Origin of the sequence: Sphingomonas lacusdianchii, from assembly GCF_022664395.1 — a bacterium.
GTDB lineage: Bacteria > Pseudomonadota > Alphaproteobacteria > Sphingomonadales > Sphingomonadaceae > Sphingomonas > Sphingomonas lacusdianchii.
The window spans coordinates 97218-109764 of record NZ_JAKRET010000008.1 but is presented as its reverse complement, the minus strand read 5'-3'; the positions used below and the strand labels follow the sequence as shown (position 1 = coordinate 109764).

Genomic DNA, 12547 nt, shown 5'->3' with positions numbered 1-12547 from the left:
GTCGGCCGGCTTCCCATCTCGTTACGGAGGGGAAATATATGCTGATCGTCGGTGCCGTTCTTATTGCCTGTATCGTCATCTTGCGGTGGTGGCCCGAGCTGCCCCTCGCGCGCGCGTTGGCGGCGGTGCTGGTCGTGCCGGCGGCGCGAAAGTTGGCTGGGCTGACGCCGGGGCATTGGCTGTTGTTCGTTATCGTATCGGCGGCGACCGGCACGGTGCTGTGGATGGGCGGCGACATGATGATCGTGTCGGCATTGGGTGCGCCCGAGCTGGCCGGCGTTTTGGCGGTGATCGATGTCGCGGCGTATCTCGACGCGATGCTGGCGGCGTTCGCGGTGGCGGGCGCGGTGCGCGGGACGGCGGTGCGGCTGTGGGTCGCGCGGTTGCTGCCGCGGTCGCGCAGGCGGCGGACGCGGCGGGTGCGCGTGGCGCGGAAGGCGGCGAATGATGATGGGCCGGCAGGGGTCTGGCTGGCGGCGTGATGGCCGCACGCATTCCCACTCGTCATTTGAACAGGCGGGAGCTCACAACGGTCCCAAGCAGCCCGTAGTCCTACCGTACCCCGGCGGAGGCCGGGGTCCAGTTGGGCAGGCTTTCCCGCATGTCACCGGCGTCCCCCAAACTGGGGCCCGGCCTTCGCCGGGGTACGTCGATGGTTTATCGGTTCAGAGAGCGGGCGTAGCCGTCGGCACCACCGGCACCGGCCCGTTCGGTCCCGCTTCCAGCAGCGAATCGCCGCCCAGCGTCCGGTACAGGGTCACCCGGTTCGTGGCCGCAACCAGTTGCGTCGCGACCAGCCGGCGTTGCGCGGTGTAATAGGAGCGCTGCGCGTCGAGGCTGGACAGGAAGTTATCGATCCCGCCGCGATAGCGGGCCTCGGTCAGGCGGAAGGTGTCCTGTGCCGCATCGAGGTTGGCGCGGTCGGCGCGGGTCTGTTCGGTGATCGTCCCCTGCCGGGCGAGCGCGTCGGATACTTCGCGGAACGCCGACTGGATGGTGCGTTCATAGGTGGCGAGCAGCGCGTCGCGCTGCGCCTGGCTGAATTCCACCCCGGCCCGGCCCGCCCCGGCGCGGAAGATCGGGTAGCTGAGCGAGGGGGCCACCGAATAGTTGAACGCACCGCCGGTAAAGAGCGTGCGCAGGGCATCGCTGGCGAAGCCGACCAGCCCGGTCAGCGACAGTCGCGGGAACAGCGCCGCGCGCGCCGCACCGATATCGGCATTGGCGGCGAGCAGTTCATATTCGGCCTGCACCACATCGGGCCGCCGCAGCAGGATGCCCGAATCGACCCCGGCCGGCAGGTTGGCGATGGTCGGCAGCACGCGGTCGATCGACGCGGGCAGCAGCGCCGGATCGATCGGGGCACCGACCAGCAATTGCAGCGCATTGACGTCCTCCGCCAGTTGCGTGCGCTGTTCGGCGAGGTCGCTTTCGGCGGTGGCGAGGATCTGTTCGGCCTGGCGCAGGTCGGTGCGCGGGGCGACGCCGCCCTGCAGCCGCGCGCGGGTCAGGGTGACGCTGCGCCGGGCGCTCGCCGCCGTCGCTTCGGATATCGCCATCAGGCTGCGGTCGGCGCCGTACGCCGCCCAAGCCTCGGCGATGTCGCCGACCAACGTCAGCCGGGTGGCGCGCGCGCCGGCTTCGGTCGCGAAATAGCGATTCTGTTCGGCCTCGGTCAGCGAGCGGATTCGGCCGAACAGGTCGATTTCGAACGCGGTCGCGCCGAGATCGAGCGAGAAGCTGCTTGGCGACCGGCTGCTGGTGACGATCGTCCCGCCGGTACCGGTGCCGGCCCCGCCATTGCCGGTCCCCGTTCCGGTGCCGCCGGTTCCCGTACCGGTCCCGGGAATGGTCGTCGTGGTCGCGCCGTTGCCGGTGCCGCGATAGCTGTAACGGCCCGATGCATCGACCTGCGGCAACAGGTCGGCGCGCTGGATGCGATATTGCGCGCGCGCCGCACGGATATTGGCGGCGGCGATGCGCAGGTCGCGGTTGTTGACCAGCGCCTGCCCGACCAGCGTGCGCAGCCGCGGATCGGTGAACACCTGTTCGAAGGTCAGCGCGGGCAGCGTCGCCTCGCTCTGCCGCAGATAGGCGTCGCCGACCGGCCAGGACGGCGGCACCACCGCCTGCGGCCGTTCATAGGCCGGCGTCATCGAACAGCCCGCCAGCAACAGCGCCGGCAGCGCGAGGGTCAGCCGCTTCATGCCGGCACCTCCGCCTGCTTGCGGCCGCGCAGCTTGGCGAGACCGTCGCGCACGCCGCGCCGGACCAACACGAAGAAGAGCGGGATGTAGAAGATCGCCAGCACCGTCGCGGTAAACATGCCCCCGATCACCGCCGTGCCGATGGCGATGCGGCTGTTCGCGCCCGCCCCGGTCGAGATGGCGAGCGGCAACACGCCGAAGATGAAGGCGAGCGACGTCATCAGGATCGGGCGCAGGCGGATGCGCGCCGCCTCCAGCGCGGCATCGATGACGCGCGCGCCCTTCTTCTCCGCCTGTTCAGCGAATTCGATCATCAGGATCGCGTTCTTGGCGGCAAGGCCCATCGTCGTCAGCAACCCGATCTGAAGATAGACGTCGTTTTCCAGCCCGCGCAGCGTGACGAACGCGATCGCGCCGATCAGGCCGAGCGGAATGACGAGCAGCACCGCGATCGGGATCGACCAGCTTTCATAGAGCGCGGCGAGGCACAGGAACACGACGAGGATCGACAGGCCGTACAGGAGCGGCGCCTGTCCCGACGACAGCCGTTCCTGAAAGGACAGCCCGGCCCATGCGACGCTGGTTCCCGGAATCTGTCCGGCGAGTTCGGCGATGCGGTCCATCGCCTCGCCCGAGCTGACGCCGCGCGCCGCCTGTCCCTGAAATTCGAACGAGGGCAGGCCCTGAAAGCGCGACAGGGTGGTCGGCGCGACGGTCCAGCCGGTGCGCGAGAAGGAGGAGAAGGGCACCATCTGTCCGTTCGAGCCGCGCACGAACCATTGCGACAGATCGCCGGGTTCGCTGCGATAGGGGGCGTCGCCCTGTACGAACACACGCTTCACCCGGCCACGATCGATGAAGTCGTTGACGTAGCGCCCGCCCCATGCGGTCGACAGCGTGTTGTTGACGTCGCCCTGGCTCAGCCCCAGCGTCGACAAACGCTGCTGGTCGATATCGACGTTCAGCGTCGCGATATCGGGCAGTTCGGACAGGCGCACCCCGGTCAGCATCGGATCGGCGTTGGCGGCGGCGAGCAGCTTGTCGCGCGCCTCCGCGAACTGCGCCGCGCTCATGCCGCTGGCATTCTGCAGCTCCATGGTGAAGCCGTTCGACTGCCCCAGCCCGCGGATGGCGGCGGGCAGCAGCGCGAAGACCTGTGCATCGCGGAAGTTGCGGAAGGCGGACGAGGCGCGGTCGACGATCGCGTCGGCGCCATTCTCCTTGCCCTTGCGATCGGCCCAGTCGGTGAAGTTGATGAAGCCCTGCCCGGTATTCTGACCCGAGCTGCCGCCACCCCCGCCGGCGACGGTCAGGATCGTGCGGATATTGTTCTTCTCATGGGTCAGCAGATATTGTTCGACCGAGCGCTGCACCTCCTCGGTACGACCGCGCGTCGAACCGGCGGGCAGCTGGAAGCGGATCTGCGCCGCGCCCTGATCCTCGGTCGGCAGGAAGCTGGTCGGCAGGCGGACGAACAGCAGGACGAGGATGGCGAGGACCGCCGCATAAAGCAGCAGGTACAGCCATTTGCGGTCGATGACATGGACGACGCCGCGTTCATATTTCTCGACCCCGCGATCGAACCGGGTGTTGAAGCCGTTGCGCAGCCGTTCGCCGACATGGGCGACGCGCGGCAATTTGCGCTCCAGCCAGCCGCCCTCCAGACTGCCGTCCTCGCCCCGCTTCTTCTGCTTGAGCAGCGTTGCGGTCAGCGCGGGCGACAGGATCAGCGCGACCAGCACCGACAGGATCATCGCCGCGACGATCGTCACCGAAAACTGGCGGTAGATGACGCCGGTCGACCCGCCGAAAAACGCCATTGGCAGGAACACCGCCGACAGGACGATGCCGATCGCGATCAGCGCGACCTGAATCTCCTCCATCGACTGGATGGTGGCTTCGCGGGGGGTGAGGTCGGGATTCTCCTCCATCAACCGCTCGACATTCTCGACGACGACGATCGCGTCGTCGACCAGCAGGCCGATGGCGAGGACGAGGCCGAACAGGGTCAGCGTGTTGATCGAAAAGCCGGCGAGATAGAAGACGCCGAAGGTGCCGAGCAGCACGACCGGCACCGCGATCGTCGGAATCAGCGTCGCGCGCCAGCTTTGCAGGAACACGAACATGACGATGACGACGAGAATGACCGCCTCGACCAGCGTCTTGACCACTTCCTCGATCGACAGCTCGATGAAGGCGGTGGTGTCGTTGGCATAGGCAAAGGTCAGGCCGGCGGGGAAGTTGGCCGATTGCCGCTCGACCTCGGCCTTGACCAGCTCGGCGGTTTCCAATGCGTCCGCACCCGGCGCGAGGCTGATGGCGAGGCCCGCGCCGGGATGGGCGTTGACCCGGCTCAGCGCCGCATAATTTTCCTGACCCAATTCGATCCGCCCGACGTCGGACAGGCGGACGGTCGATCCGTCGGGCAGCGTCTTCAGGATGATCGCCTTGAACTGCGCCGGGGTCTGCAGCCGCGACTGGGCGGTGACGGTGGCGTTCAACTGCTGTTCGGGGCCGGACGGCTGCCCGCCCAGTTCGCCCGCGGCGACTTCGGTATTCTGGTTCTGGATCGCGGTGATGACGTCGCCGGGCATCAGCGAGAAGGAAGCGAGCTTCGCCGGATCGAGCCAGATGCGCATCGCATATTGCGACCCGAACACGTTGGTTTCGCCGACGCCGTTGATCCGCGCCAGCGGCTCGACGAGGTTCGCCTCCATATAGTCCGACACGTCGCCATTGGTGCGCTGGTCGGTTTCGTCATAGATGCCGACGATCATCAGAAAGTCGGGGTTCGACTTGGTGACGCGAATGCCCTGTTGCTGAACCTGTTGCGGCAGGCGCGACAGGGCCTGCTGCACCTGGTTCTGGACCTGCACCTGCGCGATGTCGGGGTCGACGCCCTTGTCGAACGTCGCGCTGATCGTCACCTGCCCGCGCGACGAGCTTTGCGAGCTGAAATAGAGCAGCCCGTCGATGCCGGTCAGCTGTTGCTCGATGATCTGCGTCACCGAATTCTGGATCGTCTCGGCATTGGCGCCCGGATAGGTGGCGCGGATATTGACCTGTGGCGGGGCGACGTCGGGATATTGCGCGATCGGCAGCGACAGGATCGCGCCCAGCCCGGCCAGCATGGTGATGATCGCGATCACCCAAGCGAAGATCGGGCGGTCGATGAAGATGCGGGACATGGCTTATCCGCCCTTGGCAGGCGCGGACGCGGTGTCGCCGGCGGGTTTGGGGGCGATCCGTTGCGGCACATTCGCCGGCACCGGCTTGATCTTCGCGTTCGGGCGCAGGTTCGCGGTCCCCTGCGTAATCACCTTGTCGCCGGGGTTGAGGCCGCCGGTCACGACCCAGAACTGGCCCTGCGTCCGGTCGGCCTGCACCGTCTTCTGCACGGCGCTATCGTTCGGGCCGACGACGAAGACGGTCGCCTGTCCCCGGGGATCGCGCTTCACCGCCTGTTGCGGCACGAGGATCGCGCGCTGATCGATCGCCTGCGCGAATTTGGCGCGGACGAACATGCCGGGCAGCAATATCCCCTGCGGATTGGGGAAGCGCGCGCGCAGCGTCACCGTGCCGGTCTGGGCATTGACCATCACCTCGGCGAACTGGACGGTGCCGGTCTGGCCGAAATCGCTGCCGTCCTCGAGGGTCAGGCGCACCGCCGCCGAAGCGGGCACCGCCCCGCCGCTCGCCAGTTGCCGGCGCAGCGCCAGCAGGTCGGCGGCCGATTGCTGGATATCGACGAAGATCGGGTCGAGCCGCTGGATCACCGCCAGCGGATCGGTCTGGTTGGTGGTGACCAGCGCGCCTTCGGTGAAATAGCTGCGCCCGATCCGCCCGGTGATCGGCGCGGGAACGTTGGTGAAGGACAGGTTGACGCGAGCGGTTTCGAGCTGCGCTCGGCTCTGTTCGACGGCGGCGGCGGCCTGGCGCGCCTGTGCGGCGGCGTCGGTATAGTCCTGGCGGCTCACCGCCTCGATCTCGGCCAGCGGGCGGAAGCGTTCGGCGCGGACCCGGGTCGCCTCGGCATTGGCCTGTGCGCTGTTCAGGTTCGCGACCGCTTCGTTGGCCTGTGCGCGATAGAGGCGCGGGTCGATCTGGTAGAGCGTCTGTCCGGCACGGACCAACGCGCCTTCGGTAAAGAAGCGGCGGCGGATGATGCCGGCGACCTGCGGGCGGACTTCGGATTGCTGGAAGGCGACGACGCGGGCGGCAAGGTCGGCGGTCTGCGCGACGCTGGTCGGCTGGACCACGACGAAGCCGACCTGGGCCGGGCCCTGATTGCCCTTGCCGTTCTTGCCCTTCTCCTCCGCCGCACCGCCGCCGCAACTCGACAGGAGCAGCACGGAGGACAGCAGCAACAGGCACGGGCGAGCACGCGACGACGCGGATCGGATCAAGGCGGCAACCTTTACGACGGGATACGGCGCGGATGCGCCGGCCGCATAACCGGCCGGCCACCCGAAAGTTTCGTGAACCGTTTTCATACGCCCGGCGTCAAGCGACGCAATGCGCGAGTTGTCGCAATTTGTCGCGGGGCCGTACCAATCGTCATCCCAGCGAAGGCTGGGATCTCCCGGTGACAAGGCGCGACAGGAACCGCCTGAGACCCCAGCCTTCGCTGGGGTGACGTTCGAGGGACTAAGACGGAGCGCCGCCCGTCCAGCGATACGCTTCGCGCGATTCCGGCTTCATCTCGATCGAATAGCCCGGCCGGGTCGGTGCGCGATACGCCCCCTTCTCGACGATGCATGGGTCGACGAAATGTTCGTGCAGGTGATCGACGAACTCGGCGGCGCGATCGTGCTTCACGCCCGAAAAGCATAGATAGTCGATCATCGACAGGTGCTGGACATATTCGCACAGTCCCACGCCCCCGGCATGCGGCCAGACGGCAAGGTTGAAGCGGGCGGCCATCAGCAGCACCGCCAGCACCTCGTTCACCCCACCCAGCCGGCACGCGTCGATCTGCACCACGTCGAGCGCGTGGCGCATGATGAACTGTTTGAAGACGATGCGGTTCTGGCACATCTCGCCGGTCGCGACCTGCACCGGCCGCACCCCCTCGCGGATCGCGCGATGCCCCTCGACATCGTCGGGCGAGGTCGGCTCCTCGATGAAGCGCGGTTTGGCGAAGGCGAGCGCGTTGACGCGGGCGATGGCGTCGGACACTTCCCACACCTGATTGGCGTCGATCATCAGGTCGATGTCCGGCCCGATCGTCTCGCGCGCCAATGCCACGCGGCGCCGGTCGTTCTCGGGATCGCCGCCGACCTTCAGCTTGATGTGGGTGAAGCCGTCGGCCACCGCCTCACGGCACAGGCGGACCAGCTTCTCATCCGAATAGCCGAGCCAGCCCGGCGAGGTGGTATAGGCCGGATAGCCCTCTGCCAGCAGCGTGGCGCGCCGCTCCGCCTTGCCGATCGCGCGTTCCTCGAGCAGCGCGACCGCCTCTTCGGGGGTGATGCAGTCGGTGATGTAGCGGAAGTCGATCAGCCCGACGATCTCGCTCGCCGACATCGACCCGATATAGTCCCATAGCGGCAGGCCCGCCGCCTTGGCGAGCAGATCCCATACCGCATTGACGACAGCGCCGGTGGCGAGGTGGATGATCCCCTTTTCCGGGCCGACCCAGCGCAGCTGGCTGTCGCCGGTCATCCGCCGCCAGAAACCGGCACCGTCGCTGCGGATCGCGTCGAGCGACAGTCCCTCGACCAACGGCGCCAGCGTCGCGATCGCCGCACAGCACAGGTCGTTGCCGCGCCCGATGGTGAAGGTCAGGCCGTGCCCTTCCAGACCGGGCGTATCGGTTTCGAGGATGCAATAGGCCGCCGAATAATCCGGCTCCGGGTTCATCGCGTCCGACCCGTCGAGGAAGGTCGAGGTCGGAAACCGGATGTCGTGGACCGATAGCCGGGTGATGATCGTCATGCGCAGCCCCCATGGGGCATCGGTGGTGATGATCGATCCGCCCCGTCCCGGTCACCGCCCGTCGGGTGCCGATGACGTTTTCATATGTGAACAGATTTTTGCTTGCAACTGGAAAGCGGTTGTTCGCAGCGGACCGAACGCAACACCGGCGCCATCCCCCCGACGAAGGGGATGTGGATTGACGATCGTTGCCGAAGGTCGATCGACCCCGGCTCTCAGGGATGGTGGTCGTCGTCCACCAGTTGCGCCGAGATCCGCGCCGCCGCCGCCTGCACCGCCGCGGCCGCCGCATCGATGGCATCGGGTTCGCCGAGCTTGGCCAGATAGGGCATGGTCAATGCCGCCGCGGCCGCGCCACCGCGCAGGATCGGTGCCGACAGGTCGGTCACGCCGCTGACGAAGCGGCTGGGGGTGCGTTCGACCGCGCGCTGGCGGACGTCCTCGGCATGGGCGCGAAAGGCGGCCAGCGTCTCCGCATCGGGCTGCGGGTCGAGCAGCTTTTCCCAGCGGGCGCGGACATCGTCGGGCTGAAAGGCATAGAGCACCGCGCCCGACGCCGCCTGCAACAGCGGCCGACGATAGCCGACCCGCACCGAAAAGCCGAGCTGCTCGGCCGATTCCATCCGCGCGACCACGGCCATGTCGCCCATGGTATGCACCGCGACGTGGCAGGACTGTCCGGTCTCCTGCGCCAGCCGCCGCATTTCGGGCAGTGCGACCTCGATCAGATAGCGGGTGCGCGGCTGGTTCATGCCGAGCGAGAACAGCCGGTCGCTGAGCGTATAGCCCTCGCCCCCCGCCTCGGTCGTCAGATAGCCGCGATATTCCAGCACCTGTACCATGCGGAACAATTCGCCATGCGACCGCCCCAGCCGCTGCACGATCTGCGTCAGCGTCAGCGGCGTCGCGCAGCCGGCGAGCAGTTCGAGGATATCCAGCCCCTTTTCGAGCGCAGGCGCGCGATAGCGGCGATCGTCGTCGGTATCGGCGGCGGGGTCGGCGGCGTCGGTGGTCATGGCGACGACCTTCGTCGCAAATGCGATGCCGTGCAAGCCGATGCCGGGACGGCGTCCGGTCAGCTGCGGTAGCGGGCCATCGCGATCCGCGGATAGAATTTCTGAAAGGCGCGAATGGCAAGCCGGCGCCCCCGCGACGGAGCGATGGCCCGGTCGAGCGCTTCCAGACCATCGGTCCGACGTTGCGACCGACCGTTGGCCGATGTCGCGATCGCCCCGACGCACAGGCTCCAATGCCCCTTGGGATGGGGATACAGGTCGATCGCGCAGCGAACGACGTCATAGCCGGCGGCTTGCAACAGATTGTGCAAGCTGGCGGGGGTGAAGAAGTTCACATGGGTCACCGGTTCGGCCCTTGCCGGCAATTGCCGGTACATTTCATAGGGAACCTCGACATACAGGACGCCGTCGGGTGCGAGCGAGCGTCGAAGCTCCTGCAGCGTTTCCAACGGATCGGGCAGATGCTCGACGACGTGGCTGCACAGGATCGCATCGTAGCGATCCTGCCGGGGGATGCCGCGTTCGGTATCGGCGATCTTGCGTACGCCCGGAACGGGACGATCCGCATAGTCGACAAGGGCGCAATCGAACCCCCGATCCACGAATTTCTGCAGCAGGCGCCCGTCACCCCCGCCGAAATCAAGCGCCGTCCGCGCCCCGTGCGAAAGGTGGCGCGACATCAGGCCAAATACCCGCCGGGCGCGCAGGGCCGTTCGTTCGGGACGTTCCGACTTGCTGGGCGTCGCGTCACCCAAACCCCCGACATAGCTGTATTTTTCCGCGATATCCTGCGTGGTCGGCCTGGGTTCGTAGATCATCAGGCCACAATTGCTGCACGCGAGGAATTCGAACTGCGCCTCCGCTACGTCGGGCATCCACCGTTCGAACAATATCTGCAAGGCGGTCTTCGTCCAGCCCCGCGACCGTTCGATAGCATCACGACCGTAACGCCGATGTCCAAAGGAACGAAAATCACGGACTTTACAAGTAGGACATATTGCAGGACTTTGCATCGAACCGCCCCGAAACGTTTCGGCAAGTAGAAAGGCAGGATCGACAGAGTCCATACTTAATAAGGTGTAGCGGATCCTGCTTCGGAACAGGGCAATACGGGTGTCGGCGAGCTGCACGCAGGTCCGGCCGCCTCCATGCCGCAAAGACGCTGCATCGCACAAAGCACTTGATACGTTGTATCATATTACGGTAGCGGCACGGTTCACTGTACTTCGGAGTCGTAGCAAATGGTCCGTGCCGCCCTGTGGTTGTCGAGCGCCGCCCTGATCCTTCCCGCCGCCGCCTTTGCCCAGAGCGCGCCCGGGCCGGCGACCGGCGACGACTATCATCGCGATGCCCCGCCCGAGATCATCATCACCGCCCCCTATGCCCGCAACCAGGCCGATATCCTGTCGGGCACCAGCGTGCTGAGCGGCGAGGAACTGACCCGCGAACTGCGCCCGACCATCGGCGAGACGCTGGCGCGCCAGCCGGGCGTGTCGGCGACCAGCTTTGGCCCCAACGCCTCGCGCCCGGTGCTGCGCGGTCTGCAGGGCGAACGGGTGCGCGTGCTGACCGACGGCATCGGCAGCTTCGACGTGTCGAACACCTCGGTCGACCATGCCGTCGCGATCAACCCGCTGACCGCCGACCGGATCGAGGTGCTGCGCGGGCCGTCGGCGCTGCTGTTCGGGTCGTCGGCGATCGGCGGCGTGGTCAACGTCATCGACAGCCGCATCCCGCGCCGGGTGCCGACCGAACCGATCCATGTCGATGCGATCGGCACCTATGGCACCGCCGCCAACGAACGGAGCGGCGCGGCGGCGGTCGATGTGCCGGTGACCGATAAGGTCGTGTTCCACCTCGACGGCACCTTCGGTCAGACCGACGATCTGCGCACCGGCGGCTATCTGCTGTCGCGGCCCTTGCGCGAACAGGCGGCGGCGAGCGATGAGGCAGAGGTGCGCGAACTTGCCGACCTGCGCGGGCGGCTGCCCAATTCGCAGTCGAAGATGTGGGAGGTCGCGGGCGGCGCCGCGATCGTGACCGACACCGGCAATCTCGGCTTTTCGGTCAGCCATCTCGACAATCGCTACGGCGTGCCCGAGCGGTTCGACGTCGCCGATCACGACCATGAAGGCGAAGCAGAGGGCGAGGAAGAGGGCCATGCCCATGAACAGGTGACGCTGCACGTCCGCCAGACCCGCGCCGACATGCGCGCTGAGGTGAATACCGGCGACGGCTTCGTCGAAAAGCTGCGCGTGCGCGGCGGCATCGCCAATTATCGCCATGACGAGATCGAGGACACCGGCGAGATCGGCACCAGCTTCTACAATCGCGGGCTGGAGGCGCGCGTCGAGGCGGTGCAGGCGGCACAGGGCGCATGGCGCGGCGCGTTCGGCGGGCAGATGTATATCCGCGACTTGAACATCGTCGGCGAAGAGAAATTCATTCCCAAGAGCGAGACGCAGCAATTCGGCCTGTTCACGCTCCAGTCGTTCGATCTGGGCGCGTTCCGGGCCGAGGCGGGCGGCCGCTACGAATATTCCACCGCCCGCGCCGCCGCCGATATCGACCTGGGCAACGACAATATCCGCCGTCGCTTCAACAGCTTTTCGGGCTCGCTCGGCGCCAGTGTCGGGCTGGCCGACAATGTCCGCTTCGGGTTGAACGCCAGCCATACCGAACGCGCGCCATCGGCCGAGGAACTGTTCGCCAACGGCCCGCATGCCGGGACGCAGGCGTTCGAGATCGGCAATCCCGGCTTTGCCAAGGAAATCAGCGACGGCCTCGAAGCGACGCTGAAGGGGTCGGGCGACGGCTACAGCTTCGGCCTGTCGGCCTATCACAACTGGTTCCGCAACTTCATCTACGAGAATCCGACCGGGGCCGAGCAGGACGAACTGCCGGTGTTCCAGTATCAACAGGCCGATGCCCGGCTATGGGGCTTCGAGGCGGAAGCGTCGGCGCGACTGGGGAAGATCGGAGAAACCGCGATCAATATCGACGGCCTTGCCGACTATACCCGCGCGACGATCGTCGATCGCGGCCCCGCCCCGCGCATCCCGCCGCTGCGCGTGCTGGGTGGTGTCGAGGCGCAGGGCCGGCTGGTGCAGCTGCGCGGCGAGGTCGAGCATGTGACCGCACAGGACCGTGTCGCCGATCTGGAGACGACGACGCCGGCCTATACGATGGTCAACGCGTCGGTATCGCTGCGGCCGTTCGGGCAGGACAGCAAGACGACGCTGATGGTGTCGGCGAACAACCTCTTCGACGTCGAGGCGCGCCGCCATGCGAGCTTCCTGAAGGACTATGCGCCGCTCGCCGGGCGCGACATCCGGGTGACCGCGCGGCTGGCGCTGTAACCGCCTCCCCGCTTGCGGACGGGGCGTG

General features: G+C 66.9%; 8 protein-coding genes. 2 read left to right on the top strand and 6 right to left on the bottom strand.

Annotated features, from left to right (window positions below; genetic code table 11):
• The first annotated feature begins 38 nt into the window (after positions 1-38).
• Positions 39-482 carry a hypothetical protein gene (locus MF607_RS12455; RefSeq protein ID WP_242119195.1) on the top strand — a complete coding sequence of 148 codons (444 nt, stop codon included), beginning with the start codon at positions 39-41 and terminating at the stop codon, positions 480-482.
• A 183-nt stretch (positions 483-665) separates the two neighbouring features.
• Here the strand turns inward: MF607_RS12455 and MF607_RS12450 are convergent, their stop codons facing one another.
• The 6 genes from MF607_RS12450 to MF607_RS12425 all read right to left on the bottom strand — a co-directional run bounded on the left by MF607_RS12450 (position 666) and on the right by MF607_RS12425 (position 10059).
• Positions 666-2207, bottom strand: coding sequence for an efflux transporter outer membrane subunit (locus tag MF607_RS12450; RefSeq protein WP_242119193.1), 1542 nt, complete (start codon positions 2205-2207; stop codon positions 666-668).
• A complete protein-coding gene (locus MF607_RS12445; protein WP_242119191.1) occupies positions 2204-5395 on the bottom strand; it encodes an efflux RND transporter permease subunit in 3192 nt (1063 codons plus the stop codon). Before MF607_RS12445 ends, MF607_RS12450 begins: the two co-directional genes overlap by 4 nt.
• 3 nt (positions 5396-5398) lie before the next feature.
• Complete coding sequence (locus tag MF607_RS12440) at positions 5399-6610, bottom strand: efflux RND transporter periplasmic adaptor subunit (protein ID WP_242119390.1); 1212 nt, start codon at positions 6608-6610, stop codon at positions 5399-5401.
• Positions 6611-6854: 244 nt separating this feature from the next.
• Entirely contained in the window at positions 6855-8144 is a 1290-nt protein-coding gene (locus tag MF607_RS12435; RefSeq protein ID WP_242119189.1) for an L-fuconate dehydratase, read from the bottom strand.
• A 215-nt stretch (positions 8145-8359) separates the two neighbouring features.
• Positions 8360-9160 (bottom strand): IclR family transcriptional regulator, encoded by an 801-nt coding sequence (locus tag MF607_RS12430; protein WP_242119187.1) that lies wholly within the window; start codon positions 9158-9160, stop codon positions 8360-8362.
• 59 nt (positions 9161-9219) lie between these two features.
• Positions 9220-10059: a class I SAM-dependent methyltransferase gene (locus tag MF607_RS12425; RefSeq protein WP_242119185.1), complete on the bottom strand. Its 840-nt coding sequence runs from the start codon at positions 10057-10059 to the stop codon at positions 9220-9222.
• A gap of 342 nt (positions 10060-10401) precedes the next feature.
• On the opposite strand from MF607_RS12425, the gene MF607_RS12420 reads away from it, so the two are divergent.
• The gene (locus tag MF607_RS12420; protein ID WP_242119183.1) at positions 10402-12519 is read left to right on the top strand and encodes a TonB-dependent receptor; all 2118 of its coding nucleotides are present in this window, start codon (positions 10402-10404) and stop codon (positions 12517-12519) included.
• The last annotated feature ends 28 nt before the right edge of the window (positions 12520-12547 follow it).

Bases quoted from the DNA above. Each gene is read 5' to 3' on its own strand.
- MF607_RS12450 (WP_242119193.1), bottom strand. From the start codon at position 2,207: ATGAAGCGGCTGACCCTCGCGCTGCCGGCGCTGTTGCTGGCGGGCTGT.
- MF607_RS12420 (WP_242119183.1), top strand. From the start codon at position 10,402: ATGGTCCGTGCCGCCCTGTGGTTGTCGAGCGCCGCCCTGATCCTTCCC.
- MF607_RS12445 (WP_242119191.1), bottom strand. From the start codon at position 5,395: ATGTCCCGCATCTTCATCGACCGCCCGATCTTCGCTTGGGTGATCGCG.
- MF607_RS12430 (WP_242119187.1), bottom strand. From the start codon at position 9,160: ATGACCACCGACGCCGCCGACCCCGCCGCCGATACCGACGACGATCGC.
- MF607_RS12435 (WP_242119189.1), bottom strand. From the start codon at position 8,144: ATGACGATCATCACCCGGCTATCGGTCCACGACATCCGGTTTCCGACC.
- MF607_RS12455 (WP_242119195.1), top strand. From the start codon at position 39: ATGCTGATCGTCGGTGCCGTTCTTATTGCCTGTATCGTCATCTTGCGG.